Origin of the sequence: Acetatifactor aquisgranensis (assembly GCF_943193215.1) — a bacterium.
In the GTDB taxonomy this organism is placed as follows: domain Bacteria; phylum Bacillota; class Clostridia; order Lachnospirales; family Lachnospiraceae; genus Acetatifactor; species Acetatifactor aquisgranensis.
Genome location: NZ_CALPDH010000002.1, coordinates 60,241 through 86,924 on the forward strand (window position 1 = coordinate 60,241; position 26,684 = coordinate 86,924).

General features: G+C 54.4%; 20 protein-coding genes and 1 riboswitch. Of the genes, 12 read left to right on the forward strand and 8 right to left on the reverse strand.

The features are described from left to right. Positions 1 to 21 precede the first annotated feature (21 nt). The 5 genes from NFS35_RS01985 to NFS35_RS02005 all read left to right on the forward strand — a co-directional run bounded on the left by NFS35_RS01985 (position 22) and on the right by NFS35_RS02005 (position 6,229). Positions 22 to 876 carry a hypothetical protein gene (locus tag NFS35_RS01985; RefSeq protein ID WP_251205470.1) on the forward strand — a complete coding sequence of 285 codons (855 nt, stop codon included), beginning with the start codon at positions 22 to 24 and terminating at the stop codon, positions 874 to 876. Between the two features lie 13 nt (positions 877 to 889). After that, a complete protein-coding gene (locus tag NFS35_RS01990; protein WP_251205471.1) occupies positions 890 to 2,104 on the forward strand; it encodes a hypothetical protein in 1,215 nt (404 codons plus the stop codon). 85 nt (positions 2,105 to 2,189) lie between these two features. After that, positions 2,190 to 3,689 carry an adenylosuccinate lyase gene (purB, locus tag NFS35_RS01995; RefSeq protein ID WP_251205666.1) on the forward strand — a complete coding sequence of 500 codons (1,500 nt, stop codon included), beginning with the start codon at positions 2,190 to 2,192 and terminating at the stop codon, positions 3,687 to 3,689. Positions 3,690 to 3,796: 107 nt separating this feature from the next. Beyond that, positions 3,797 to 5,203 carry an amidophosphoribosyltransferase gene (locus NFS35_RS02000; RefSeq protein WP_251205472.1) on the forward strand — a complete coding sequence of 469 codons (1,407 nt, stop codon included), beginning with the start codon at positions 3,797 to 3,799 and terminating at the stop codon, positions 5,201 to 5,203. Between the two features lie 270 nt (positions 5,204 to 5,473). Then, the gene (locus tag NFS35_RS02005) at positions 5,474 to 6,229 is read left to right on the forward strand and encodes a lysophospholipid acyltransferase family protein (protein ID WP_251205473.1); all 756 of its coding nucleotides are present in this window, start codon (positions 5,474 to 5,476) and stop codon (positions 6,227 to 6,229) included. Between the two features lie 421 nt (positions 6,230 to 6,650). Here the strand turns inward: NFS35_RS02005 and NFS35_RS02010 are convergent, their stop codons facing one another. After that, positions 6,651 to 7,526 carry a phosphoribosylaminoimidazolesuccinocarboxamide synthase gene (locus tag NFS35_RS02010; RefSeq protein WP_251205474.1) on the reverse strand — a complete coding sequence of 292 codons (876 nt, stop codon included), beginning with the start codon at positions 7,524 to 7,526 and terminating at the stop codon, positions 6,651 to 6,653. 431 nt (positions 7,527 to 7,957) lie between these two features. Next, positions 7,958 to 8,107, reverse strand: coding sequence for a sensor histidine kinase (locus tag NFS35_RS29575; RefSeq protein WP_334303546.1), 150 nt, complete (start codon positions 8,105 to 8,107; stop codon positions 7,958 to 7,960). Between NFS35_RS29575 and NFS35_RS02015 the strand changes: the two genes are divergently transcribed. Further along, complete coding sequence (locus NFS35_RS02015) at positions 8,051 to 8,203, forward strand: hypothetical protein (RefSeq protein WP_251205475.1); 153 nt, start codon at positions 8,051 to 8,053, stop codon at positions 8,201 to 8,203. The two genes, NFS35_RS29575 and NFS35_RS02015, sit on opposite strands and share 57 nt — an antisense overlap. A gap of 229 nt (positions 8,204 to 8,432) precedes the next feature. On the opposite strand, the gene NFS35_RS02020 is transcribed toward NFS35_RS02015, so the two are convergent. Then, on the reverse strand, positions 8,433 to 8,720 hold the full coding sequence (locus NFS35_RS02020; RefSeq protein WP_251205476.1) for a hypothetical protein: 288 nt from the start codon (positions 8,718 to 8,720) through the stop codon (positions 8,433 to 8,435). A gap of 342 nt (positions 8,721 to 9,062) precedes the next feature. Between NFS35_RS02020 and NFS35_RS02025 the strand changes: the two genes are divergently transcribed. Next, positions 9,063 to 9,941 carry a hypothetical protein gene (locus tag NFS35_RS02025; RefSeq protein WP_251205477.1) on the forward strand — a complete coding sequence of 293 codons (879 nt, stop codon included), beginning with the start codon at positions 9,063 to 9,065 and terminating at the stop codon, positions 9,939 to 9,941. Between the two features lie 127 nt (positions 9,942 to 10,068). Next, a riboswitch (Lysine riboswitch) is annotated at positions 10,069 to 10,243 on the forward strand. Between the two features lie 289 nt (positions 10,244 to 10,532). Beyond that, complete coding sequence (locus NFS35_RS02030; RefSeq protein ID WP_408629622.1) at positions 10,533 to 12,122, forward strand: Na+/H+ antiporter NhaC family protein; 1,590 nt, start codon at positions 10,533 to 10,535, stop codon at positions 12,120 to 12,122. A gap of 176 nt (positions 12,123 to 12,298) precedes the next feature. Here NFS35_RS02030 and NFS35_RS02035 read toward each other — a convergent pair whose 3' ends face one another. Beyond that, positions 12,299 to 14,182 (reverse strand): family 43 glycosylhydrolase, encoded by a 1,884-nt coding sequence (locus NFS35_RS02035; RefSeq protein ID WP_251205479.1) that lies wholly within the window; start codon positions 14,180 to 14,182, stop codon positions 12,299 to 12,301. A gap of 112 nt (positions 14,183 to 14,294) precedes the next feature. Then, positions 14,295 to 15,662, reverse strand: a complete 1,368-nt coding sequence (locus tag NFS35_RS02040; protein WP_251205667.1) for a family 1 glycosylhydrolase — start codon at positions 15,660 to 15,662, stop codon at positions 14,295 to 14,297. Between the two features lie 210 nt (positions 15,663 to 15,872). Here NFS35_RS02040 and NFS35_RS02045 point away from each other — a divergent pair, with 210 nt between their 5' ends. Then, positions 15,873 to 17,357 (forward strand): MFS transporter, encoded by a 1,485-nt coding sequence (locus NFS35_RS02045; RefSeq protein ID WP_251205480.1) that lies wholly within the window; start codon positions 15,873 to 15,875, stop codon positions 17,355 to 17,357. Positions 17,358 to 17,368: 11 nt separating this feature from the next. Here NFS35_RS02045 and NFS35_RS02050 read toward each other — a convergent pair whose 3' ends face one another. After that, entirely contained in the window at positions 17,369 to 18,589 is a 1,221-nt protein-coding gene (locus tag NFS35_RS02050; RefSeq protein ID WP_251205481.1) for a helix-turn-helix transcriptional regulator, read from the reverse strand. 226 nt (positions 18,590 to 18,815) lie between these two features. On the opposite strand from NFS35_RS02050, the gene NFS35_RS02055 reads away from it, so the two are divergent. The 3 genes from NFS35_RS02055 (at position 18,816) to NFS35_RS02065 (ending at position 24,898) form a co-directional block, all read left to right on the forward strand. Then, positions 18,816 to 21,107, forward strand: a complete 2,292-nt coding sequence (locus NFS35_RS02055; protein WP_251205482.1) for a glycoside hydrolase family 2 protein — start codon at positions 18,816 to 18,818, stop codon at positions 21,105 to 21,107. Between the two features lie 107 nt (positions 21,108 to 21,214). Beyond that, on the forward strand, positions 21,215 to 22,090 hold the full coding sequence (locus NFS35_RS02060; RefSeq protein WP_251205483.1) for a sugar phosphate isomerase/epimerase family protein: 876 nt from the start codon (positions 21,215 to 21,217) through the stop codon (positions 22,088 to 22,090). A gap of 90 nt (positions 22,091 to 22,180) precedes the next feature. After that, entirely contained in the window at positions 22,181 to 24,898 is a 2,718-nt protein-coding gene (locus tag NFS35_RS02065; RefSeq protein ID WP_251205484.1) for a family 78 glycoside hydrolase catalytic domain, read from the forward strand. 48 nt (positions 24,899 to 24,946) lie between these two features. Here the strand turns inward: NFS35_RS02065 and NFS35_RS02070 are convergent, their stop codons facing one another. Both NFS35_RS02070 and NFS35_RS02075 read right to left on the reverse strand, forming a co-directional pair. After that, positions 24,947 to 25,762: an ABC transporter permease gene (locus NFS35_RS02070; RefSeq protein WP_251205485.1), complete on the reverse strand. Its 816-nt coding sequence runs from the start codon at positions 25,760 to 25,762 to the stop codon at positions 24,947 to 24,949. A 70-nt stretch (positions 25,763 to 25,832) separates the two neighbouring features. Continuing rightward, entirely contained in the window at positions 25,833 to 26,636 is an 804-nt protein-coding gene (locus NFS35_RS02075) for an ABC transporter permease (protein WP_251205486.1), read from the reverse strand. Positions 26,637 to 26,684: the final 48 nt, after the last annotated feature.

Genomic DNA, 26,684 nt, shown 5'->3' on the forward strand with positions numbered 1-26,684 from the left:
TCAGGAGAGGGAGCGGCAACGATGCGTGTCAGTATCTGTGTGGGAAATTATGCCAAAATGCCATATTGTGTTCCGGGAATCGGGACGAATGTCTTCAGCATGGAAGAACTGTGCTTTTGTATGAAAGAAAATGCCTTTCTGCTGGACCTTTCTCTTTTGGATGACAGGCTGTTGGACTGGGTGGAAAAGGAATGCGGCCTGCGGGATCTGGCAAAGGCTCTTTATCCTCTTGTGCACAGACAGGGGTCTCTCAGCGCTTTCGTGCTGGCTATTCTGCGCTACGTGGGCTTTTTTGACGAGGCCGTGCTGGAGGAGACGGAAAACCTGCTGAAGCAGGGAGCGGGACTCACCGGCCTGGAGAAGCGCAAGAGCCAGATAGACTATCTGGTGCGGAAGAAGAAATACAGACAGGCCCTGCAGGGCTATGAGGAGCTGCTGCGGAAGGTGGAGGAGCATGGGAGCGAAGCACCGGATTCCGGGTCTCCCGGGGAAAAGGAATTTGTTGCGAAAATCTGGCATAATAAAGGTGCGGCGTTCGCAGGGCTCATGCTCTACGGGGAGGCCGCGGAATGTTTCAGACAGGCTTATGAATGGAACAGGATTGAAGAATATTGCGTAGATTATCTGTCGGCAAAGCGTATGGAGCTGCCAGAGGAGAAGTATGTGGCTTTTACGGCGGAGCACGGCGAGTGGCATATGAGCGCGCTGGAACTGGAAAAGAAGCTGGAACGCGCCGTGGGCGAATGGGAGCAGCAGCCGGATTACTTACGGCTGTGCAACCGCAGGGAATTAAGGAGCCGGGATAGGCGCAGGTTCGATGAGGACAGTGAGCGGCTGGCCCAGGCCTTAAAGGACGCCTACCGGGCGGGAATGTAAAGGAAAGTCAGAAATGGGATTTTGGTCAAAATTATTCAAGAAAAGAAAATATCAGGAGAGCGGTCCCGAGGACTGGGAAAACGTAGTCTATGACAGGGACGATGTGGACTTCGGCCAGGAGGAGGAGCGGAGCAGGTATATCACCAACTGCCTGGAACAGATGGGAGAGGCGACGAAAGAAATCGGCCTGCTGACGGGGGAATATTCCCTGATCACCTCCTATCTGACTGATATGGAGGAAATCGAGGCGCTGCCGGAGTCGGAACGGGAGGGCCTGGACAATATTGCCGGAAGGCTGGTGGCGCTGGAGCAGGAGAGCAAACGCTACCGGGGCAGGAAGAACCGCATGAAGGATGCGGATTATTACAGACTGCGGGAGCACGAGGGCGAAGTCAAAGAGGGAATCGCAAAGCTGAAAGAGTGCGAGGAATACGGTGGGAAAGTGAAGCAGGATCTGCAGAGGCTGGACAGGGAACGCCATGCCTATGAATACCGCAGACAAGAGCTGAACAATCTTATGGACAATCTGCGCGGGATGACGGTGATCTTCGTGACCGCTTTCGCCATGTGCATCCTGATGCTGGTGATTCTGCAGTTCGGTTTCCATATGAATACCCAATTAGGGTATCTGCTGGCGGTGGCGGCTGTGGCAGTGGCCCTGACGGTGACATGGGTGAAGTATACGGATGACGACAAGGAGCTGCATCAGGTGGAGATAGCGATCAACAAGCTCATTCTTCTGCAGAACAAGGTAAAAATCCGATATGTGAACAACAGGAATCTGACGGATTACCTCTATATGAAATACGGCACGAACAGCGCGGCGGCGCTGGGGCGGCTTTGGAAGCAGTATCAGAGGGAGAAGGATGAAAGGCGGGAATTCGCGGCAGCAGAGGGAAAGGCGGAGCATTACCGCAGGCAGCTTTTGAATAAGCTGTCCCATTACCGGATTGCCACGCCCGGCAGATGGGTGGATAAGGCGGCGGCCCTGCTGGACAAGCGCGAGATGGTCGAGATGCGCCATGAGCTGATTCAGCGCAGGCAGGCGCTGCGCAAGCAGATGGACTACAACAATAATGTCGCTGAGACTGCCAGACAGGAAATCATAGACGTGGCAGACAAGTATCCTGCCTATGCCGCCGAAATCATGGAGATGGTGGCGCAGTACAGAGGAATGGAGGAAGGAGGCTCTGTGGAAGAGGGGAATTCCGGGGATTCTGCGTATTGACTTCTGGTCTTTTGTAAGATATGATAAATGCGTCGGAAAAATCATTTATCATTTTCACCATAGAAAAAGGAGATTGTAGATGAATATGGAAGAGATACATTCCATGGAAGAAATACATTCCAGAGAAGAGAGGCAATCCATGGACAGATATGTAAGCCCTCTGTCTGAGCGCTACGCCAGCAGGGAAATGCAGTATATTTTTTCTCCGGACATGAAGTTCAGCACATGGAGGCGGCTCTGGATCGCGCTTGCGGAGACAGAGAAAGAGCTTGGCTTAAGCCAGGACGGAAAGCCCGTCATTACGGATGAGCAGATTGCGGAGATGAAGGCCCATGTGGATGATATCAATTACGACGTGGCAAAGGCCAGGGAGCGGGAAGTCCGCCATGATGTCATGAGCCATGTGTACGCATACGGACAGCAGTGCCCTAAGGCGGCGGGCATCATCCATCTGGGAGCCACCTCCTGCTATGTAGGAGACAATACGGACATCATCGTGATGACGGAAGGATTGAAGCTTTTAAAGAAAAAGCTGGTGAATGTCATCGCTGAGCTGGCTGATTTTGCAGAAAATTATAAGGCGCAGCCCACGCTGGCCTTTACCCATTTCCAGCCTGCCCAGCCTACCACGGTGGGAAAGCGGGCCACACTTTGGCTCCAGGAGTTCTATCTGGATCTGGAGGATCTGAATTATGTGCTGGACAATATGAAGCTGCTGGGCTCCAAGGGAACCACCGGGACACAGGCGTCTTTCCTGGAACTGTTTGGCGGCGACCAGGAGACCATCGACAAAATCGATCCTATGATTGCGGAGAAGATGGGCTTTAAAAAGTGTTTCCCTGTGTCCGGCCAGACCTATTCCAGAAAGGTGGACACCAGGGTGGCAAATGTGCTGGCAGGCATCGCGGCCTCCGCTCACAAGATGAGCAATGATATCCGCCTGCTCCAGCATCTGAAAGAGGTGGAGGAGCCCTTTGAGAAGAGCCAGATCGGATCCTCTGCCATGGCTTATAAGAGAAATCCCATGAGATGCGAGAGAATCGCGTCCCTGTCCAGATATGTGATGATTGACGCGCTGAATCCGGCGATTACCTCCGCCACCCAGTGGTTCGAGAGGACGCTGGACGATTCTGCCAACAAGAGGCTGTCCATTCCGGAGGGCTTTCTTGCGGTGGACGGCATCCTGGATTTGTGCCTGAACGTGGTGGACGGGCTGGTGGTGTATCCGAAAGTCATTGAGAAGCATCTGATGAGTGAGCTGCCCTTTATGGCTACGGAGAATATCATGATGGATGCCGTGAAGCTGGGCGGGAACCGCCAGGAGCTCCATGAGCGCATCCGGGAGCTTTCCATGGAAGCCGGGAAGAATGTGAAGGCAGAGGGCAAGGAGAACAATCTGCTGGAGCTGATCGCGGCGGATTCCGCATTTTCCATGACATTGGAGGAACTGCAGGAGTCCATGGATCCCGCAAAATATGTGGGGCGCTCCAAGGAACAGGTGGAGGCGTTCCTATCGGATGTGGTCCGCCCGGTTCTGGAGGAGAATAAGGAGCTGCTGGGCATGAAAGCCGAGGTCAAAGTGTGAAAAGATTTGCTAAGCGTCCGCCAGAGGCGGCAGGAAAGCAAAGATGGAGTTGAGTTCGCGGGTTTTAGGGATTCTGCGGAACGAGAATATTATTCAGGAGGCATGGAATGGGAGGTTTTTTTGGTGTCGCATCCAAGGAGGATTGCGTCTTTGACTTGTATTTCGGAACGGATTATCATTCCCATCTGGGTACCAGAAGGGCAGGAATGGTAGTCTATGGGAAAGACAAAGGATTCGACAGGGCCATACATAATATAGAAAACGCTCCTTTTCGGACAAAGTTCGACAAGGATTTCAATGAGATGCGGGGAAACATCGGCATCGGCAGCATCTCGGATTTCGAGCCCCAGCCATTGATGGTGCGCTCTCACCATGGCACATACGCCATTGCTACGGTAGGCAGGATCAACAATGCGGCGAAGCTGACAGAGGAGCTGCTTTCCAAGGGTCATGCCCATTTTCTGGAGATGAGCGGCGGGGATTTGAACGCCACGGAACTGGTGGCTTACCTGGTGGATCAGAAGGACAATCTGGTGGAGGGCATCCGGTATGCCCAGGAGTCCATCGAGGGATCCATGACCCTGCTGATCATGACGCCCAAGGGGATATATGCCGCCAGGGATCTGCACGGCAGGACGCCGGTGTCCGTGGGGAAGAAAGAGGGCGCATGGTGTGTTTCTTTTGAAAGCTTTGCCTATCTGAACCTGGGATATGAGTTCCAGAGGGAACTGGGGCCCGGGGAAATCGCAGTGGTCACCCCTGAGGGCGTCCACACACTGATGCAGCCTGGCAAGGAGATGAAAATCTGCACCTTTTTATGGGTATACTATGGATATCCTACCTCCTCCTATGAGGGAATCAGCGTGGAGAAGATGCGGTATAACTGCGGCGCGCTGCTGGCGGAACGGGATGATGTGAAGCCGGACATCGTGGCAGGGGTGCCGGATTCCGGTACGGCTCATGCCATCGGCTATGCCAACAAATCGGGGATACCTTTCTCCAGGCCTTTCGTGAAATATACGCCTACCTGGCCCAGATCCTTCATGCCCGCCGTACAGACCCAGCGGAATCTGATAGCCAAGATGAAGCTGATTCCCGTGAAAGATCTGATAGAGGGGAAGAGCCTGCTGATGATTGACGATTCCATCGTCAGGGGGACGCAGATGCGGGAGACCACGGAGTTCCTCTACCACAGCGGCGCAAAGGAAGTCCATATCCGGCCTGCGTGCCCGCCGCTTATGTACGGCTGCAAATATCTGAATTTTTCCAGGTCAAAGTCGGAGATGGATTTGATAGCCAGAAGAGTCCTGAAAGAGATGGAGCAGGAAGGGCGCGAGATTGATTTGAAGGCATATGTGGATCCCGATACAGCGGAGTACAAGGAGATGGTGGAGCGAATCGGAAAGCAGCTGAATTTCACCAGCCTGCGCTACCACAGACTGGACGACATGATTGCGTCCGTGGGGATTGACAGGGAGAAGCTCTGTACCTATTGCTGGGACGGCAGAGAATAGCGTGAGAAGAAGTTCTAGGCGGCCAAAGGACGCCCGCCAAGAACTTCTAGGCTCGCTTGAGCGAATGAATTCGCTCGCGGCCGTCTCACGCGGAAGAATGCCTGGAGGGCGAGCATTCTTCCAGGTTGTGGGGGTTCCAGGGTGTGATTTTTTCCAGGGGGTTAGGGGCTTCTGGAGTATGTTTTTTCTGGGGGATGTTTGGGTGTTGGTGGTTTGTGGGTTATAGGTGGAATTTAGGGGAAGAAGTTTTTTGAGTCTGGGGTGTTTGATGTGATCAGGATATGTTATGTGGTGGTGGTCTCTTTGCCGTTTGTGGTTTATTATATTTGCAAGGCGCATTATATTGAGCGGCATGGGGAGCGTTATTCGGAGGAGGAGCGCTATAAGATGGCGCGGAAGTGCATTCGCATCATGATGCGCAATGGGAGGATAGAGACGGAGAGCTTCGGGCAGGAGCTTTTGCCTGAGGAGGGCGGCTATGTCATGTATTCCAACCATCAGGGTAAGTATGACACGCTGGGAATCATGAGTTCTCACCCGAAACCCTGTACCATTGTTATAGATGCCTACCGCTCCAGGCTCCCTATCACGGATTCTTTCATTGATTTGGTGCAGGGCAGCAGGCTGGACAAGACCGATATGAAATCCCAACTTAAGACCATCCTGCAGATTGCCGATGAAGTGAAAAGCGGAAGACGCTATATCGTGTTTCCTGAGGGCGGCTATGACCACAACAAGAATGAGCTGCAGGACTTTATGGCCGGTTCCTTTAAGTGCGCCACCAAGGCAAAAGCTCCGATTGTTCCGGTGGCCATCATTGATTCCTATAAGCCTTTCGGAGTGAATTCCCTGCGCAGGGTGAAGACACAGGTACATTTCCTGACGCCTATCTACTATGAGGAATACGGCAGGATGAAAACGGGCGAGATAGCCGAGATGGTGAAAGGGAGGATTGCCGCGGTCATCGACAGGCAGCTGAACCGGCAGGGAGAGATGTGCGATGCTTCTGTGATGCATTGTAAATGATTTTGTGTAAGGTCGTACTTAAATGCGCAATACTTTTATTGGACACTCCTTTATCATAATTAATTTTGTCGTCATGATTGGAATGCAGTTAAAAGACTCCCCATGCCGGGTGCTTGGCGAAGGCGTGCAATATCAGTGGCATGAAAATGAGGATAAAATAGTGATTCCGGATGTCTCTGTAAATTGTAATATCAGAGCCGGAAAAATGTGTCATTGACGGGAATTCCACGGATGATTATGGAAGTCATCTCAGACTCCACGGAAAAATATGACCGAAAGCAAAGGAACTCTGCAGTTTGTCATGTTTCTGAATCTGAAGACAGATTTTGATGAACTGTTTGATATTTGACGGAAAAAGGACTGCCGCCCGGAGAGAATACCAGTTTGGCAGTCCTTTTTGGTGCTCAAATATACGAGAAAATTATAACGGTTTCCCGGTCAGCATCTCATATGCCTGGAGATATTTGTCGATGGTCTTCCGGACCACATCTTCGGGCAGGATCCAGTCGTTGCCGGGATTGGCTTTCAGCCAGTCCCGGGCGAACTGTTTGTCGAAGGAGGGCTGGCCGTGGCCGGGCTCATATTCATCCGCAGGCCAGAAGCGGGAACTGTCCGGGGTCAGCATCTCGTCTCCCAGGACGATGTTGCCCTCTTCGTCCAGGCCGAACTCGAACTTCGTGTCGGCGATGATGATGCCGCAGCCCAGTGCGTACTCCGCGCACTTTTTATACAGCGCGATGGTGTAGTCCCGGAGCTTTTCGGCATATTCCTGTCCCTTTCCAGGGAAGCGCTTCTCCAGGTAATCCACGCTCTGCTCAAAGGAGATATTCTCGTCATGGTCGCCGATTTCCGCCTTGGTGGAGGGAGTATAGATAGGCTCGGGCAGCTTGTCCGACTCCTTTAAGCCCTCCGGCAGACGGATGCCGCAGACGGTGCCGTCCTTCTGGTAGCTGGCCCAGCCGCTTCCGGTGATGTAGCCTCGTACGATGCATTCCACGGGAATCATCTCCAGCTTCCGGCAGAGCATGCTGTTGCCGTCGAACCTTTCCTGCCGGAAGAACTCGGGCATGTCCTTTACATCCACGGAAATCATGTGGTTGGGCAGGATGTCCTTTGTCATGTCGAACCAGAAACGGGACATCTGGGTCAGCACAGCGCCCTTTTTGTCCACCTTGTTGCCCAGGATTACGTCAAAACAGCTGATGCGGTCTGTTGCCACCATAATCAGGCTGTCGCCGTTGTCATAGATTTCGCGTACCTTGCCCTCTTTGACGGGCTTACATTCTTGATTGGTCATGTTCCTTTTGCCTCCTTTGCCTGTTCTAAGTCTTTTTGTCAATCGTCAGTTCTTAGCCTGACGTTTTTATGCTCTTAAGTTTAGCACATATGCCCGGAAAGCACAATAACGCAGAAGGAGAATCCGGCAAAAGAATTCATCCGCCGGTTGAGGAGGATGGAGCCTGCCGTGTCAGGCCGGGAATCGGGGAGGCTGTGAGGGTCAAGCTGCCCTCCAGTGGCCTGCGGGGCTCCAGCCCGTGGAATATTGCATTTTCCACCGGGGCTGCAGAAGGAATCGTGGCATCTGAAAATCTTCTATGCCATCGTCCATGTGGAGCCGGAAACGGAAACAGCCCGGCAAGAGCAAGTCTATGATCTGCAGATATTTCTCGATGCAGCAGAACTCATTTCTGACGGACGTCATGCTGTCCCCATTGATGTTGTAGCGCATCATGTAGGAGAGGGCGGTGACGGCGGTGCAGATTTCCGCAGTCTTTTTTGGTAAGCCATGCCCTGGATGGCGCTCAGTGTATTGTAGAGGAAATGGGGACTGATCTGGGGCTGGAGGGCCAGGAGCTGTGCCTGGTTCTGGAGAATCATGTGCTGGTCGGATTCGGCTCCGGCCAGGGACTGGCAGGCAGCATCATATTCCTGGAATTTAATACCTTGTTGCATTATTGCACACTGCGGATATAATTTAATATCTTACATTACAATGATTTATCCATATATAAACAAGTAAAATTGTTAATCGGAATATCTCTCAAGAACTGCACTAAAAAAATGAATATACCAATTAAAGTACCAATCTGCCATTTTTTGAATGCAGTCGAGAGGCAGCATCTGCGAGCGGAGGTACCCGAAATAAGCCCCGCCGGAACCGGACTGTGGGAGAACTATTCTTTTATCTATTCAAACGGCCAGCTTAAGGCAAAGCTGATGGTAAGAAAGGGATAAATCCCTTGTCTTCCCTGGAACTGATTTTTTTATTTGCAGCCAGCATCATGGGATGCTCCGTGATGCCGTAGACCAGGACAAGGCAGATGTCCTTTCCGGAAGCCGTGACCTGCACTTTTACATGGGAAAGATAGGCATCATGGTTTTTGCCTTTATAATAAAGCGGCATTTTGATCTTGCCCTTGTTGGAAATTTTATTAGAAAAAGTTAAAATTTCCCGTTTCAAAGTGTAGGTATTTGATGTAAAATGAGCCATAAGGAATCCTCCTCTTTTTGTTTAGTGGATAATTGTTGTGGTGACATTATTTTAATCAAAAAGGAAGAAGATTCCTTATATTTTTGGTATTTTCAAAAAATTGTGTATAGTGATGCAGACAGAATTGGGTTCTGCCAACAAAACTACGGAAACTCAAGGTAAGATATGATTGAAAAATCTTCTGCTTTATGATAGGATAAAGCCAGAGCAGATTTCTTCATTCCAGTTTTTCTGTAATCGATTCCATTCTTCATACAGATCGGAAAATTCCTGCTTCAATTTCAGCACGACCGGCGGGAGTTTTCAGAGGCTCCCACACAACTGAACAAGGGAGGCGGCAACATGGCGGAAAAAGACGTTACAGAGAAAATTCTCATGTCCTATGCCGATGTGTTCGCGGATTGCATCAACACATTGATATACCACGGCGAAAGGCAGCTGGATCCGGACGACACACAGCCTGCGCCTACGGAAAGCTTCTATAAGGGCGAAAAGGCGCACAACCAATTCTGTGATATCAGCAGGTATCTCACAGAGAAAGGGAGGATTGTCCTCCAGTATATTATTGAGAATGAGACGGAACTGGAGGAACGGCAGATTCTGCGGACGATATCTTATCAGGGCGGCTCCTATAGACAGCAGCTGGAGAGCGGCATCCCTGTATATGGGGTGATTGCGATTGTGATTTCCTGGACGGGGAAAACCAGCCGCATTCCCCGGAGCCTTCACGCGCTGCTTTTGAGAAACGGGGTGCCGCCGGAGAAGCTGAAGCAGATAGACGATAATAAGTTGACGGTTTACCATATGAATGACCTGCCGTTGGAAATCAGGAGCCGCTTCACCAGTGATTTGGGATTCGTGGCGGATTATCTCAACGAGGGGAACTTCGAGAGACGCAGGGGACAGGACATCGTCCATCTGGAGGCATTGTGCGATATGATGGAGGCGATTACCGGGGACATCAGATTTACGGAACAGGCAAATGAACTTTTGGCGAAAAAGAAAGGAAAGAAGATTATGATGTGTGAATACATCGATCAACTGGAGGCGCGTGGAGAAGCGAGGGGAGAAATGAACGGAGAGGCAAAACTGGCCTCTTTGCTGGAGCGGTTGTATGACCTTGGGAGGAGAGAAGACGCGGAACGTGCGGTGCGGGACATGGAAACCAGGGCAAGGCTGTACCGGGAATTCTCCGTTCCGGGCTATAGATATGAGCAATGAACTTTACCGACAGGCCTTAGAGAGCCTTAGCTTCAGACCGGCGATGGCCACATCCCAAGGACGGCAGTTTTTTGCTTTTTTCGTAAAAATAATTGACAAATATCTGATTATCATCTATGATTACACCTAGCATGATAGAGGCGCGGAAGACAAGAGTACGTTCCCTGACAGCCCGGGCAGCGGGAGGGGACGGAAAGGGGATTCCGCCGAGATGAAAAGGGCTGTGCCGGCCTTTCTCATCGGGCTGTGGGAGAATATCTCACAGACTGTCGTCCTTTCCGGGACGGAGCGCTGTTATGACTCCTTGAGCTTGTTTGCGAAGTCATGGCAGAGAGTCATGGCTTTTTCGATTTATGGCAATGGAATGTCCCATACAGCCCTGCATGCGGCCTGCCCGGCGGGTGCCGCAGGGCATTTAGCCTATGGCGGAGGAGGCGGCACAGGGATTCCATGTCTTACAGGGGGATGTTTTCCAAAGGGCTACCCTCGGATTCAGAAAGCGTGTGGGAGAAAGGGGCCGTTTCGGCAGCGCCGGTGCCCCGCGCGGCACAGACAGGAGAGGAGAAAGGTATGGACAAGAGAAAAGGGAACATGGTCAGAGGAATCCTGCTGGCGGTCATCCTGGTGGCTGCATTCGCGGCGCCGCTGCTGGCAGGGAACGGTGAGAGCGCCGCGGAGGGCGGCGGATTTTACGGCACGGTCTGGGCGCTGCTGCCGCCGGTAATCGCCATCGGGCTGGCGCTGATTACCAAGGAGGTGTATTCCTCGCTGTTTGTGGGGATTCTCATGGGCGGGCTGCTCTATTCCGCCTATTCTTTCGAGGGCACGGTGCTCCATGTGTTCCAGGACGGAATCGTGAGCGTGCTCTCCGACGGGTACAATATCGGCATCCTGGTATTCCTGGTGATTCTGGGAGCCATGGTGTCCCTGATGAACAAGGCCGGAGGCTCTGCCGCTTTCGGGCGCTGGGCGGCGCAGCATATCAAGACCCGGGTGGGAGCCCAGCTTGCCACCGTGGCGCTGGGGGTGCTGATTTTCATTGATGATTATTTCAACTGCCTGACGGTGGGCTCCGTGATGCGTCCTGTGACGGATAAGCACAAGATTCCCAGGGCGAAGCTGGCATACCTGATCGATGCCACAGCGGCGCCGATATGCATCATTGCGCCTATTTCCTCCTGGGCCGCGGCTGTAGCCAGCTACGTGGAGGACGGCAACGGCCTGACATTGTTCATCCGGGCCATTCCCTTTAACTTTTACGCCATCCTCACCCTTGTGATGATGATAGGCATGGCCTTGATGAAGCTGGAGTTCGGGCCCATGGCGAAATATGAGGAGGCGGCACGCTCCAAAGGGGATCTGTTCCACGGAAAGAATCCTTACGCAGGCATGGCCGCTGACAAAGAGGAGAAGAAAGGAATCGTGCCGGATCTGGTGCTCCCAATTGCGGTGCTCATCGTCTGCTGTGTCATCGGCATGATTTATTCCGGCGGTTACTTTGAGGGGGCTTCTTTTGTGGAGGCATTTTCCAATTCTGACGCGTCCATAGGCCTGATGCTGGGCTCTGTGTTCGCGCTGGCCTTTGCGATATTGTATTATTGCCTGCGGGGAACCATGACTTTCCGGGAGACCATGGACTGCATCCCCGAGGGTTTCCGGGCCATGGTGCCTGCGATTCTGATTCTGACCTTTGCCTGGTCCTTAAAGGCCATGACGGATTCCCTGGGAGCGGGAGAGTTCGTGGCAGAAGTGGTGAAAGGCTCTGCCGGAGCGTTCCAGGCTTTCCTGCCGGCGGTGGTGTTCCTGATCGGCTGTTTCCTGGCTTTTGCCACCGGCACCAGCTGGGGCACTTTCGGAATTCTGATTCCTATCACTTTAAGCGTCTTCCCCCTGACGAACCCTCTGGGCGTGGTGTGTGTCTCCGCCTGTATGGCTGGCGCCGTCTGCGGCGATCACTGCTCGCCCATATCGGATACCACGATTATGGCTTCCGCGGGGGCACAGTGTGACCATGTGGATCATGTGTCCACGCAATTGCCTTACGCGGTCATAGCGGCGGCCGTGAGCTTTGTGGCGTATCTCATCGCGGGCTTTGTGCCTAACGCGCTGATTGTGCTTCCGGTGGCCATCGTACTGATGGTGGGGACGCTGATTGGCATCCGGATGGTTGCGCGGAAGTAAGGATTCCGAAGCAAGGATTCCATAAAAGCGGAAAGAGAGGCTCTGCCAACGGACAGCGGGATTCCGGGGCAGGGCCTTTTCGCTTTTTATCAGGATGATAGATTCCAGGCGGGCAGAGCCGGATTTTCCGGTTCTGCCCGATGTTCGTCAAGATATAGTGCTGAAACGTCCATAGTTTACAGGGCGGCGTCCACAGGGAAGACTTTTCCCTCGGTGATGCCGCTTTCATTAAAGGCATCGATGCGGACATAGTACTGCTTCACGTTTGACATCAGAGCGCGTATCTCCACCTGATTTTTGCCGAACACCCGGTAGTTGTGGTAGAGCTTCTCGGGCGTATGCCCCCAGAGTACCTCATAGCCCATGGCGGGCTTATTCCAGGAAGCAATCTCATTGTAAGAGGAAACCTCTTTCCATGTGACTTTCATGGACATGCCGTCCAGGCGGGTCGCTTCTACGTCAGTCACTGGGGCGGGAGCGTTGCCGCAGCCTCTGCCGAATGCCCGCAGGCCGCTGATGCAGGCCGGTTTGTGGTAGGCTGTATCGATTATGGTAAGGCGTATATATGTTGCCGGGATGCCGTCCTCCCAGACTACCAGGTTGTGGGGCAGGTCTGTGTCAGTATTCCGCCAGTCTCCCAACTTGAACCAGCGCTCGCCGTCCGTGCTGGTCTCCAAAAACCACCTTGTGGCAAAGGAGCGCTCCTCGATGTAGCGGCCCCGGCCCGGGTCACCTGTAAGTTGGGCTCCCTCGGGCAGCCTGTCCGCCAGTTCCACGTCGTCCGCGAAATTGATCTGCACCGCATGCACCCTGCAGCACAGGCCCAAGTCCACCAGGAGCCAGGGGGCTTCATCCTCCCCGGCGGCTTTCCACCAGGTCTGGACATTTTCGTCCACCGCGTGGGAGGCGTCCTTTTCCTGACATTCGCAGCTGCTGGCGGAGGCTGTCTTCCCATAGCTTAGAAGCATCCACTCCGGGGCCGCCCAGGGATCCTGCCTGTGGCCTGTGACGGCCTGGGGCCAGTCGCCGTAGCGTTGATTGCAGAACAGTTCGCCGTCCGCGTCAAAGCCCGCGGGCCAGATGCCGATGCGACGCTCGAAATCGTGGTTCATGGAGATGCGCATGGTGCTGGCATGCCACCAGTTGCCCAATTTGTCCTCCATGGTGGAGCCATGGCCCGCGCCGGGCAGGAAACCGCCGGGAGAGTAGGAGTAGGGATTGTTAGGGCAGGCTGTAAAAGGCCCTAAAGGGCTGTCCCCCACACAGACGCCGTCGCAGTAGATATTGTACTGGGTGCCGGGGGCGGCGTACTGCAGATAATATCTGCTGTCATGTTTTGTCATCCACGGGCCCTCGATATAGGGATTGTCGGAGAGGGCGGCCTGGAGCATGGGACGGTAGCTCTCCGGGGTGGCCTGGATGGCGGGGGTGACATCCGTCACATCCTCGGGGCGGCACCCCATGGCCTTTGCCATCTGTTCTTTGAGAATCTGCATAATGTAGCTGCCGCTGGGGTCATAGTGATGGTTCTCGCCGGTGCGCTCGTAGCCGTATTCATTCTTGTGGTTCTCGATCAGCGCTACAGGTTCCCCTATGCGCTCCATGGTCTCGGGGTTCAGCTCCACGCCCCAGATGGGGGTCATGTTGCTGCAGCCCCAGTAGAAGTAGAGCCGTCCGTCATCGTCCGGGAAGAGATTGGGATCCCAGAAGTCGAAAGTGCCGGGAATCCGCTCAAACACGCCGCTTTCGGGGTCTTTCGTGCGGTAGAAATCGCAGATTTCACCCCTGCGGCTGGCGGAAAAGTACATCCAGTCCCCCAGGACCCGCACATCGGGGGCATAGTCGTACAGGGGCACGCCTTTCAGGGGACACTGCTGCCAGTGCACCATGTCCTCGCTGACCAGGAATCCTCTGGTCATGCTGGGGAACAGGTAATATTTTCCCCGGAACAGTATCATGGAGGGGTCGGCGGCCTCCCGGTTCAGGGAGAAGCCGTTCTCCTTTTGGTTGAACTGATACTGATAAGTAAAGTTGATCGGATTGCAGAAATATTGTTTCATTTGAGTTTACCTCCATAGAGTATCGGTGACCGGGAGCTTCTCATGATTAAGCCGGATATGGGACGGATGCCTGCCGCCTGACAGGAGAACCGGCCTTGACATAGTCCGGCAGTCAGCCGCGGAAACTGCCAAGGTAACCCAGGCTTTCCTTGGGATGCCGGGTCTGTGTGGTTCTGTCCACGGCTATCAGGCCGAAAGTCATGGAAAAGCCTTTCTGCCATTCAAAATTGTCCAGCAGGCTCCAGTAGAAGTAGCCTTTCATGGGGAGTCCCTCTTCCAGGCAGGACTTCACGCCGGCCAGGGCGGTCTCGATGAATGCGACGCGCCGGCTGTCGTCTGCTGTGGCGATGCCGTTCTCTGTCACAATCAGATCCCCTTTGAAATCCTCCGCCACCCGGCGGATGACGTTTGCTAAAGCCTGCGGATAAAATTCATAGTCCATCTGGGTCAGCTCTGCGCCCTCCGGAACAGGCAGGGAGCCGGAGGCATCTATACGGGTACGCGTATAGTTCTGTACGCCCAGGAAATCATCCCCCTGGATGGCAGGCAGATAGTGGGTGAATTCATCCGCCCATTCTTTCGCGGCATTCTCCTCGCCGCCGGGGAGGGCCTGGATGTCGTGAAGGCTTAAGGTCAGGCCTACCCGGATATGGGGCGCCAGCTCCCGGATGACGGCTCTGGCCGCCTTGTGGGCCTCCATGACCAGCTCGTCGCCGTGAGGCGTCCGGGGACTGGTGAAGCACTCCGTCCTGGTTACGCCGAAGAGTTCCATGCGCTCTGCCTCCGCGGCCTTTTGGTTGGCCATCATCTTTTCCAGATTCAGGCCCATCTGCACCGTGCCGTCCTGAGCAGCCTTTTCGCCGCTGTCCGTTGCGGCGGGTGACTTGCTGGCATCCGGAGAGGCTTTTCCGCTATCGCCGCCCTGCGCTGAGCCTGCGGCCTGCATCTTCGCCATCATCTGCTGCATATACCGCTTGGCGATGGCCGCCACCTGTATTCCCATATTCGCCTCATTGATGGTGCAGACATACTTCAGCTCGCTCCCCAGCCGCTCTATCACATAGCGGGTATAGCGGGCAAAATATTCCGGGGTCTCATCGGATTCCCAGCCGCCTTTGGAAATCAGCCATTTGGGGCTGGTGAAGTGCAGCAGGGTGACGATAGGCTCTATACCGTTGTCGCGGCAGGTGCGGATGACGTCCCGGTAATGGGAAATCTCCGCCTCGTCGAATTTGCCCTCTTCCGGCTCGACGCGGGCCCATTCGATGGAAAAACGGTAAGCGTTCAGCCCGGCCCGCGACATCAGCCGGATGTCTTCGCCGTAGCGGTTGTAATGGTCCACTGCCTCGCCGCTGGGCTCCAAAAAGTCCGTATGTACCATATGCTCCTGGACCCAATAGTCGCTGTGGATATTGTTCCCCTCCACCTGATGGGCCGCGGTGGCTGCGCCGATGAGAAAATCTTTTTCAAATGTCATAATACCAGACCTCCTTTCTTTTCATGAAAATATTATGTCATAAAAGACAGCCGCAGGATGGCCAAAAAATAGCGAACAGGGATAAAAATTTGTCCTCATACAGAACATACGCTAATTTTTGTACAATAGTACTGATTTTTATATTTCCGATAGCAGAAAAGCAGGCTATAATGATGTCACTGAACACGGATTCCAAAGAAAGGAGACAACATTATGTCCAAAAAACCTACTGCCAGCGAACTTGACGGCGTCCAATACCGCAAGGCAAAGCTCTGGCAAATCATCCTCTACGCCTGCAACGGACTGGTAGGCATGAGCGTCTACTCCCTGATTAATCTGGCAAGCTACAGCGCCAGCATCGGCTATGGAGTCACCACCATCGCCATCGGCTACATCCTGACCTGTACCCGCATCCTGGACGGGGTGACGGATCCTCTGCTGGCCTTTGTCTATGACAGGGTCAACACAAGGTTCGGAAAGCTGCGCGTCCTGCTGATTGCGGGATATCTGGTTGAGGCTTTGGGCCTGCTGTGCATGTTCGTCCTGTTCTCCAGCAAGGGCTTCGGCTGGATCGCTTTCACTCTGTTTTACATCGTGTATGTCATCGGCTATACCATCACCAACATGACGGCCCAGACAATCCCCGCCATCATGTCCAATGACCCCAGGCAGCGCCCCACAATCGGCGTCTGGACCACCGCTTTCAATTACCTGGTGCCCATGATAATGATGATGGTGCTGAATATGGTGCTGCTGCCCAGGTTCGGCGGGGAGTACAACCAGTCGTTTCTGTCCGCCGCCTGTATGGTCTGCCTTGTGATGGCGGCTCTGGGCACGGTTCTGGTCTGCATCGGCGTCACGGAGTTCGACAGGCCGGAATACTTCGCCGGACTGAAAAAGAAAGAGCCGCTGAAGCTGAAAGACATGGCGGAAGTGCTGGCCCACAACCGTCCCCTGCAATGCTACATAGCCTCCAACGCTTCGGACAAGATTGCCCAGCAGACGGCCAGCCAGGCTGTCATCACCACGCTGCTGTTCGGCATCGTCATAGGGAACATGGGGATTTCCACCCTGCTCACGGTCATCAGCATGATTCCCTCCATCCTGTTCGCGGCAGTGGGGGCGAAATACGCCGGGAAGCACGGCAGCCGGAAAGCCATTGTCACATGGACCTGGATCAGCATGGGCATTTCCCTGATTACCCTTGGATTCTTTATTATCATTGACACCAGCCAGATTGCGGTCATGATGAGCCCGGCCATGATTCTCTATGTGCTGCTGACGCTGGCCCAGAACGGGTCCAATATGTGCATCACCACGGCCAATACCTCCTTTATGGCGGACACCATCGACTATGAGCTGGACCGCAGCGGCAGATATGTGCCCGCGGTGGTGACCGGCACCTACAGCCTGATCGACAAGATCATTACCGCTTTCAGCGCCACGGTTGCCGCCGGTGCGGTGGCCATATTGGGCTATACCACCACCATGCCCCAGCCCGGGGAGACCTGCACCAGCGCCATTTTCTGGGTGACCATGGCAGTCAAGTTCGGCCTGCCCGTCTTTGGATGGATCTGTACGCTGGTGGCCATGCGCTTCTGCGGACTGGACAAAGAGGAGATGGTGAATGTACAGAAGCGGATTGCCGAGAAGAAAGAACAGGCCCGCCATCAGGTCATCATGGAAAATTTGCAGTAGGGAAAAGGGAATCACTTCTGTGTTCTGCCTGCCCTTTCCCGAAATTCTATGGGGGTGCAGCCCTCGATTTCGGAAAAGACCTGGCTGAAGTAATTCCGGCTGCTGAAGCAGAGGCGTTCGGACAGCTCCCGGACGGAGATGTTTGTGCCCCGCAGCAGAACCTTGGCATGAGCGATTTTGGCGTTCTTCACATAGTCATTGACGGTGAAACCGGTTTCCTCCCGGAATTTGCGGGTGAGATAATATTCCGTGTAGCCTGCCAGCTCCGCAAGGTCCCTGGCGCGGATTTTTTCCTCCAGATGGGTCTCGATGTAGTCCCGGCACTGGGCGATGGGGGCTGACAGATTCTTCCGCTGACGGACTCTGTATACCCTCCTTACAAAATCGTCGTACATGAGCGAGGGGATGGCGCGGATTTCATCGTAGGTGCGGGCATCCTCCGCGGACTGGATGTAGGAATCCCCCAAAGAATAAGCCTCCTCCGGCGACAGGCCGCCCTCTATGGCAGCGCGGCAGACAATGGAGGAGAAGACGATGGCAGAGGTTTTCGCCTGGCGCAGAGGGTCCGGCCCGCGCACGGGGACTCCTGCGCTGAGCAGCATGGAATCGTTCAGGGCGTCCTTGTAGTTCAGGTTGCCGGTGCGCACCATATCCAACAGCGCCTGCTCCGACATCCACACCCGATGGCGGTCCCGCTTCACGTCCGGGGGCGCGGCGTCGGAAAAGGATTCCTGAATGACCGTGTCGCTGGCGTCCAGTTTTTCGCCGGTGAGGCAGAAATGGAGCATCAACAGATACCGGGTAAAGAGGGAGTGCTGGACCACTGGCACCTTTTTGCAGGCTTCCAGCAGACGGCGCTTCAGGGCGAGGGGGATTTCACGTCCCGCGTAATGGCGCAGGCCATTTTCGATGTCCCGCATGGACACGTTGTGGGAAAAGGCAGGGCCGATTACGTAAATGTCTTCAAGCTGATCCCCCTGGCGGAGGAAGTCCACGCCCCATATCAGGCCGAAAGAGGTGCCCACGGCCTGGGGGGGCTGCTGGCTGCCGCCGCGGCCAAGCTCCAGCGCCCGCTCCTTGCAGCCGGGCAGGGCAAAAGCCGCGTCAAAGAGGGATTCTTCGGGGCAGTTGGAATAGAGCAGATGCCCGTCCGCATGGTAGCGCCAGGTGTATACATTGCCGCCGCAGCAGAGCAATTCCTGAAAAAGAGCCATGTTGTGCAGGATGTCCATGGGGCACCTCCGTTTCTTTCATGATAAAATAAGCATTCCATAATATCGTGCGCATAAGCGCACATGAAACCAGAAGGTGACACAATGTTTTTCTGTGTCAATATTGTACCATGACTAAAGTGCACTCATGGTATAGATGGCCATTCGGCCGTTCCATGCCACGAATATGGACTTATTATACCATATTATGTTAAAATTTTATATATCGGGAAAAGGAGAAATTTGTATGAGAAAAGTCATATCGTTGAATGAAAACTGGGATTTTTTCCAGAATGGTAACAGCACGCCGGTGACGCTGCCCCATACCTGGAACGCAGTGGACGGTCAGGACGGCGGAAATGATTATTACAGGGGCGTCTGCAGATATGTGCGCCGGCTGGAAAAGCCTGCCATGGAAGCCGGGGAGAGGGTCTTCCTGGAGATAAAAGGCGCCGCCATGTCTGCCCGGGTCATGCTCAACGGAGAAGTCCTGGAAAGCCATCAGGGCGGCTATTCCGCTTTCCGGATGGAGCTGACGGGACATTTAAAGGACCAAAACGAACTGGAGATTTCTGTGGACAACAGCGACAATGACAGCGTCTATCCCCAGAAAGCGGATTTCACCTTTTACGGCGGGCTGTACCGGGATGTGAATCTGATTATTGTGCCCCAGGTGCATTTTGACCTTTCCTACTGCGGCGCGCCCGGCATCAAGGTGACCCCGGTGGTGGATCTGGAGAAAAAGTCGGCCCATGTGACTGTGGAGACCTGGCAGACAGGGCCGGGGAAAGTGACAGTGACCCTGGAGGGAGGAGACGGGTCAGGCGCGGAGGGCCATGGAGAGAACGGGGAAGCGTGGGGCCGGACTGGCGGGAACGGTCAGGTGAAAGGCGGCAGGACTCAGATGGTAGTACCCGCGGACGGCCATGCCACGGCGGAATTTGAAATAGAAAACGTCCATCTCTGGGACGGCACGGAAGACCCCTATCTGTACAAAGTCACCGCGGTTCTGGACAGCGGTGATGAGGTGAGCGCCCGCTTTGGCTGCCGCTCCTTTGAGATAGACGCGCAGAAAGGCTTCCTGCTGAACGGACGCAGCTATCCCCTGCGGGGCGTGAGCCGCCATCAGGACTGCAAAGGGGAAGGCAATGCGCTGACAATGGAACACCACAGACGGGACATGGAAATTGTCCGGGAGCTGGGGGCCAATACCCTGCGCCTGGCTCATTACCAGCACGCCCAGGAATTCTATGATCTGTGCGATGAGAACGGCATTATCGTGTGGGCGGAGATTCCCTATATCACCATGCATATGAAGAATGGCCGGGAGAACACGCTGCGTCAGATGGAGGAGCTCATCGCCCAGTGCTACAACCATCCCTCCATAGCGGTCTGGGGGCTGAGCAATGAAATCACGGCGGCCAGCGCTGTCAATGAGGATTTATTGGAAAATCATAAATTATTAAACGATTTATGCCACAAAATGGACGCCACGCGCCATACCACCATGGCGAACGTGTTCATGCTGGAGACGGACAGCCCTATTTTGGAGATTCCCGATGTGAACAGCTATAATCTGTATTTCGGCTGGTACCTGGGCGAGCTGGAACAGAATGACGAATTTTTTGACGAATATCATGAAAAATATCCCAACCGTCCCATAGGCTTCTCCGAGTACGGAGCGGATGCCAACCCGGCGTTCCAGTCCGGCAGGCCGGAAAAGGGAGACTATACGGAAAGCTACCAGGCGCTGTACCATGAGCACATGTTGGAGATGATTGAAAAGCGCCCCTGGCTGTGGGCCACCCATGTGTGGAACCTGTTCGACTTCGCGGCGGACGGCCGGGACGAGGGCGGCAAGCACGGCGAGAACCAGAAAGGCCTGGTCACCTTTGACCGAAAGACGAGAAAAGATGCCTTTTACCTGTACAAGGCGGCATGGAACCCGGAGCCCATGGTGCATATCTGCGGCCGCCGGTATATAGACCGGGCGGAGGATGTGACAGAGGTCAAGGTGTATTCCAATGGAGAGGAAGTGGCGCTGTATGTGGACGGAACTCTTTTCCATACCCTGAAAGGCCGCCGGGTATTCCGTTTCCGGGTGCCCATTTCGGGAGAACACCGCATCCGGGCCCATGCCCGGTTCCGGGGAGATGCGGAGGAAACGGATGCCGTCACCGTGCGCAGGGTGCAGACCGAAAACCCGACGTACAGATTCGCGAAGAAGCAGGATGTGGTCAACTGGTTCGATCAGGATGAACTTGACCCGGAGTGCTTTTCCGTCTCCGATACGCTGGCGGACCTGCGTGCCAACCCGGAGGCGGGAGCTATCGTGAACCGGATGATGGAGAAAGGCGCGGCCTCCAGAGGCGATGTGGCCGCCGCCGTGAAAGACAATCCCGGATTGCAGCGGATGATGGGCAGGATGACTTTGATCAGCCTGCTGAAACAGGCCGGTAATATAGATGAGGAAAGCATCCGGCAGCTGAACCGCGTCCTCCAGGGAATCCGGAAAGCAGGAAAACAGGAAGACTGCTGAAATCAGGCCTGTGGCGCTTCCCGGATTGGCCCGCGTCCTTATGCATGGAGAAGAAGTTCTCCGAGACAGGAGATAGTGAACGAAAAAATGATGAGGAGGAAGCAGAAATGCCTATAAAAGCAGTACAACAGTTCATGCTGGGCACCGTGATGAACACGGAGGCCCAGGCAGCGGACACCATGCGGAAAATGAAAGCCGCCGGATATGACGGCATCGAACTGTGCGGCTTTATGCTGCATCCTGCCGGATTTCTGGTAAAAATGATGACAAAGGCCGCCGGGATGCCTGTAGGAAACGGCGGAAAGCTGGACTGGCCCGGACAGGTGAAAGAAAGCGGCCTGAAAGTGGTGTCGGTCCATCAGGATTTGGGAAGTGTGGAGCGGGATCCGGCTGCCGTCAGTGAGGAAGCCAGGAAATTCGGCACAGAAAAAATCGTCATCACAGGCATGTACCGGTTTTCCTATGGGGATGCCCAGGCGGTCAAAGGGCTGGCAGAGCGGCTGAACAAGGCTGGCAGGGCGCTTAAAAAGGAGGGAATCCAGCTGCTCTACCACAACCACAACTGCGAATTCCTGAAAGTCTCCCCGAAGCAGAACGCCTATCAGCTGTTATTGGAGGAGACGGACCCGGAGACCGTGAATTTTGAGTTCGACAGCTATTGGTGCGCCGAATGCGGGGAAAATCCTCTGGCCGTGATGGATATGCTGGGAAAGCGCATGAAGCTGTGGCATATCAATGACCGGGGAACCCGCATACAAGGTCCGGCCATGACGCCCATCCTAAAAAGCGACAGCATGGAGCTGGGATATGGGAGCATGCCCCTGGAGGCCCTTACAGAGAAAGCCGGGAGCATCGGTATAGATGCGGTGATACTGGAGAGCCACAGGAACTGGATTGACAAAAGTCCGGTGAAAAGTTTTGAGTACAGCGCTGAATTTTTGAACGCGCATTTTTATACCGAAGACCGCCGGAATTTACAGTAAAATAAGCAAAGGTATCTTGCCAGCGGTCTGTAGTCGGGATTCGCGGCGGATTTTACTGGCGCACAGCATAGAATCAGGAGGTAAGAAACGATGGATGCAATCCGTCTGAGAACAGAATATATGGAGAATCCTTTAGGCATAGATATCCGCAGGCCCTGTCTGTCCTGGAACTGCAGCGGCGGGATACGGCAGACCGCCTATGAAATCCAGGCGTCTTCCGGGGGCCGGGTCATCTGGGACAGCGGCAAGGTGAGCTCCGGCAGGATGCAAGAGATGTTTGGACAGGAGACGGAGAGCAGACAGCGCGTCTTCTGGAAAGTGCGCCTGTGGGATGAGGAGGACAGGGCAGGAGACTGGAGCGAAGAGGCATTCTTTGAGATGGGGCTCCTGGAGAGGGAGCAGTTTACGGCGAAATGGATCACCCCGGAGCTTGTCTGCAATCCGGAGGAGCACAAACCGGCAAGCTACCTGCGGAAATCATTCCTGGTGGAAAAAAAGGGGGAGGCCAGGCTCTACATCACCTGTCACGGCCTGTACGAAGCGGCCTTGAACGGAAAGCGGATAGGGGATTTCGTGCTGGCGCCCGGCACCTCCACTTATGATAAGAAGCTGGTCTACCAGACTTATGATGTGACAGAACTGGTGAGAGAGGGGGAGAATCAGGTACAGGTCATCCTGGGGGACGGCTGGTACCGCAGCTGCTCTGGCGTGGATGGGGACAGGAATCTGTATGGGGAGGACGTGGCCCTGTATTTTCAGCTGGAGATAGACGGCAGGCCGGTGTGCGTCTCCGACGAGAGCTGGGAGGCCTCTCAGGCGGGGCCCATTCGGGAAAACGATATGCAGCAGGGAGAAGTGGTGGACGGCAGATTGGAGGAAATAGAGGGCTACCACGGTGTGAACGAGGAAAATTTCGGGGTGGAGAATCTTAGCTGCTCTAACTGCGTGCCTGTGGTGGAGGCGGAGCGTTTTGAGGGACGGATCATTCGGACGCCCAATGGGGAGACGGTGATTGACTATGGGCAGAATCTGGCGGGATATATAGAATTTACCGTCAATGCCCATGCGGGAGAACGTATTGTGCTGACCCATGGGGAGACTTTGGATGAAAACGGCAATTTCACCGCGGAGAATTTTCAGGACAGGGAGCGCCACAAGGAAAACGGGGTCAGCCAGAGAGTAGTCTATATCTGCAAAGAGGGCCTGAACCATTACAAATCCAGGTTCACTATCTGGGGATTCCGGTATGCAAAAGTGGAGACGGATGCGGATCTGTCCTCTGCGAAGTTCGAGTCCATCGCGGTGTATTCCCGGATGGAGCAGCTGGGATATTTTACATGTTCTCATCAGGACGTTAATAAATTAGTGGAAAACAGTATCTGGAGCCAGAAGTCCAATTTCTGCGATGTGCCCACAGACTGCCCCACCAGAGAGCGGGCGGCCTGGACAGGGGATATGGGAGTGTTCGCCGACACAGGCATCTATCTGGAAGACTGCTATCCTGTAATACGGAAGTGGCTGGGTGAGTGCAGGCTGAATCAATATGAGGATGGAAAAGTGGCGAATATCGCGCCCAGGAATAATGTCCCCAGCTTCTTCTCGAAACTTCTGGCAGGCTCTGTGGGCTGGGGGGACGCGTGTATCATTGTGCCTTATACACTGTATCAGAGATATGGGGACGCCAGGATTCTGGAGGAGAATTACGACATGATGCGCAGATGGTACGCCTATCTGGAGAGCCGGGCGGGGCAGAAAGCAGCGCACGGGGCACAGGAATCTTCCGATTTACAGAATGCAGCCCAGAAGAGCGCAAGGCCTTTAGAGCCGGAACAGAAAGTGATGCCATCCTTTGACCCGTCGCAGATACCGGAGGAGTACCGGGCCATGGTGGCCAACATGCCGAAAGAGAAGCTGGCAGAGATGATGAAAAAGTTCCGGAAGACGGATGGGAAAGATGGGATGGACAAAACGGACAGAACGGCAGAAGAGAATCCCTTTGCGGCATATGCCATAGAGACAGGAGTGGACTACGGAGAGTGGTGCGAGCCGGATGTAGAGAGCACCGAGGTCATGCGGACGCCCCAGGGGAAAGTGGCCACGGCCTATTTTGCCAGGTCAGGGCGCATACTGGCTGAAATCGCGGAAATCCTTGACAGGAAAGAGGACGCGGACAGATACCAGGAGATTTCCGAAAAGGCGGCAGGCGCGTTCCGCCATATGGCTACGGAGAACGGCAGAATCCATTCCCGCAGGCAGGCGGAGTATGTGCGGGCTATCTCCTTTGGCCTATTAGAAGAGACAGAAAAGAAACAGGCTGCGGCAGATCTGAATGAGCTGGTGGTGAAGAATGATTATCATCTGAACACAGGATTCCTGTCTACGCCTTACCTCTGCGCTGTGCTGGCGGAGGGCGGCTATGTGGAGACCGCCTATAAGCTGCTTCTGCAGGATACCAGCCCCGGCTGGCTCTATGCGGTAAAGAAAGGAGCCACCACCATCTGGGAGACATGGGACGGTGCGGCCTCTCTGAACCATTATTCCTACGGAGCCATATGCGGCTGGCTCTTTGCCGGTGTGTGCGGCATCCGGCTGAAACAGGGAAAGATTACCATACAGCCCACGCCCCATAACTCACTACAGTACGCCAGGGCATCCTATCTGTCCCCGGTGGGAGAGATAATCAGCGCCTGGAGGTACGAGGGAGAGAAAGTGATATACGAGATAGAGATACCCTCCAATGCAGAAGCCGACGTGATTCTGCCGGACGGCAGGCAGGAACATCTGGCGGCGGGCAGGTATTGCCTGTAGAGCTTGTAAGGACTGGCAAAAGCGTGCATGTGCCATACCCCTTGGGCCTCACGACCCGCTGGATTTATAATGCCGAACTCCGCATCTCCAGAGCAGATAACAGGGAATCAGGAAAAGCGCTGCGGCAAAGGGCAGGAAAGCGTACCGGATTTCCTCCCGCCTGCCCAGCACGTAGAGGAGCGGATAATACTGCACCAGAGCGAAAGGGATGATGAAAGTCAGTACCCATAAGACGCCTTTCCCATAAATGTCCACAGGATACTTGCCGTGCTCGTTGAGCCCAAAGGTAAAGATATTGGTGAATTCCAGTCCATCCAGGAAGAAGAAGCTCAGCGCCGCCTGTATCAGGAAAATCCCGCTGAACAATGTGCAGCCTCCGGCCAGCATGAAAACCACAGTGGCAATCTTCAGCGGCGTCCAGCGGATGCCGCTGGCGGTAACGGCATAGACGAGGATGACCACGGCCTGTAGTACTCTGGTGAAGCGCTCTATATCCAGCTGGGTGCCCAGAATCTGCAGCAGCAGGCTGCGGGGGCGCAGCATCACCCTGTCGAACTCCCCCCGGCGGACCATGCCGGGAAAAGACTCCAGGCCCCTGGCGCAGATTTCCGCCAGGGAGAATGACATCAGCACGATGGAATAGCACAGGAGCACTTCCTGAAAGGTATAGCCCTTTACATGGGAAAAGCGCCGGAACATGAAAAAGACGCTTAAGAACACGGTAAAGGACGCAAAGAATGACCCCAGGGAAATCATGAAAAAGGATTTTTTATACTGCATTTTGCTCCGCAGGATAATGGACAGGTAGTGGCAGTACAGCCGCAGGGCGCCTGTCCCTTTTGTGTCTGTGTTTTTTGTATGCATATCGGCTCCTATCCGGGACAGTCAGTCCCTGTCTGAAATATTCTCGTATCGTTCGGAAAAAGGCTTGAAGTCATCCGCCCTGTATCATTAATTTCCGTTCGGCATTCCGGCACAGGATTTTTCCAATCATGACCATCGCTGCCAGCCAGAATATCTGTAACAATAGGGCCCTGTACATCGCTGCCCCTGCCAAATCACCGCTGTAGACCCGCAAGGGCACGTTCTGCATGGAGGCGAAAGGGAGCAGCTCCAGCATCCGCCGTATTGTTCCCGGGAAAAAAGGCAGTGGGATGTAGGCTCCTGTCAGAAAATCCATCAGAGAGGAGCACAGCCGCCTGAGTCCGTCGGAGGATACGGTGTAGAGGCCGGATATGTAGATCAACATGATAAAGGACACCGCTACCAGTACAGCCAGAGCCAGCGTCAGCAGAAAGAAGAAAAACTGCGGGAGGCCTGCGGGAGCGGAGAGCCGGTAAGACTTGGGCAGGAAAACGGCTACCAACAGGATAGGGATGCAGCGCAGCCCTGCGGCGGAGAGCCGCGAAGCGGTGCTCCGGGAGAACCACATGTCGTAGATGCCCACGGGCCTGCAGAGCTCATAGGCGATATCCCCGCTGCGCACGGAGTCCAGAATCTGACCGTCAAAGAGTCTGGCGGAGAGCATGGCGATGAAAGCCTGCTGGAACCAGATATAGGAACAAGTGGCCTCCATGGTCATAGGGTACGCGGCCGGGTTCGACTCGTGGAAAGCATGCATGGCTGCAATCTCCATGAAGCCCCAGAAGAACTGGGTGACGATTCCGCCAAAGGCCGCAGCCCGGTACTGCAGCCCCATGACGAGCCACATCCGGAAATAGCTGATATATTTTTTCATGATTTTATGATACCTTTCTGAAATATCTGGGAGAGTCACGATGTAGTC

Excerpts from the sequence above, each read along its gene's own strand:
- NFS35_RS02035 (WP_251205479.1), bottom strand. The coding sequence starts at position 14,182 with ATGAAACAATATTTCTGCAATCCGATCAACTTTACTTATCAGTATCAG.
- purB (WP_251205666.1), top strand. The coding sequence starts at position 2,190 with ATGGAAGAGATACATTCCATGGAAGAAATACATTCCAGAGAAGAGAGG.
- NFS35_RS02015 (WP_251205475.1), top strand. The coding sequence starts at position 8,051 with ATGGGGACTGATCTGGGGCTGGAGGGCCAGGAGCTGTGCCTGGTTCTG.
- NFS35_RS02010 (WP_251205474.1), bottom strand. The coding sequence starts at position 7,526 with ATGACCAATCAAGAATGTAAGCCCGTCAAAGAGGGCAAGGTACGCGAA.
- NFS35_RS29575 (WP_334303546.1), bottom strand. The coding sequence starts at position 8,107 with ATGATTCTCCAGAACCAGGCACAGCTCCTGGCCCTCCAGCCCCAGATC.
- NFS35_RS01990 (WP_251205471.1), top strand. The coding sequence starts at position 890 with ATGGGATTTTGGTCAAAATTATTCAAGAAAAGAAAATATCAGGAGAGC.
- NFS35_RS02070 (WP_251205485.1), bottom strand. The coding sequence starts at position 25,762 with ATGCATACAAAAAACACAGACACAAAAGGGACAGGCGCCCTGCGGCTG.
- NFS35_RS02075 (WP_251205486.1), bottom strand. The coding sequence starts at position 26,636 with ATGAAAAAATATATCAGCTATTTCCGGATGTGGCTCGTCATGGGGCTG.
- NFS35_RS02050 (WP_251205481.1), bottom strand. The coding sequence starts at position 18,589 with ATGGACATCCTGCACAACATGGCTCTTTTTCAGGAATTGCTCTGCTGC.
- NFS35_RS01985 (WP_251205470.1), top strand. The coding sequence starts at position 22 with ATGCGTGTCAGTATCTGTGTGGGAAATTATGCCAAAATGCCATATTGT.
- NFS35_RS02030 (WP_408629622.1), top strand. The coding sequence starts at position 10,533 with ATGGTCAGAGGAATCCTGCTGGCGGTCATCCTGGTGGCTGCATTCGCG.
- NFS35_RS02060 (WP_251205483.1), top strand. The coding sequence starts at position 21,215 with ATGCCTATAAAAGCAGTACAACAGTTCATGCTGGGCACCGTGATGAAC.
- NFS35_RS02020 (WP_251205476.1), bottom strand. The coding sequence starts at position 8,720 with ATGGCTCATTTTACATCAAATACCTACACTTTGAAACGGGAAATTTTA.
- NFS35_RS02065 (WP_251205484.1), top strand. The coding sequence starts at position 22,181 with ATGGATGCAATCCGTCTGAGAACAGAATATATGGAGAATCCTTTAGGC.
- NFS35_RS02055 (WP_251205482.1), top strand. The coding sequence starts at position 18,816 with ATGAGAAAAGTCATATCGTTGAATGAAAACTGGGATTTTTTCCAGAAT.
- NFS35_RS02045 (WP_251205480.1), top strand. The coding sequence starts at position 15,873 with ATGTCCAAAAAACCTACTGCCAGCGAACTTGACGGCGTCCAATACCGC.
- NFS35_RS02025 (WP_251205477.1), top strand. The coding sequence starts at position 9,063 with ATGGCGGAAAAAGACGTTACAGAGAAAATTCTCATGTCCTATGCCGAT.
- NFS35_RS02000 (WP_251205472.1), top strand. The coding sequence starts at position 3,797 with ATGGGAGGTTTTTTTGGTGTCGCATCCAAGGAGGATTGCGTCTTTGAC.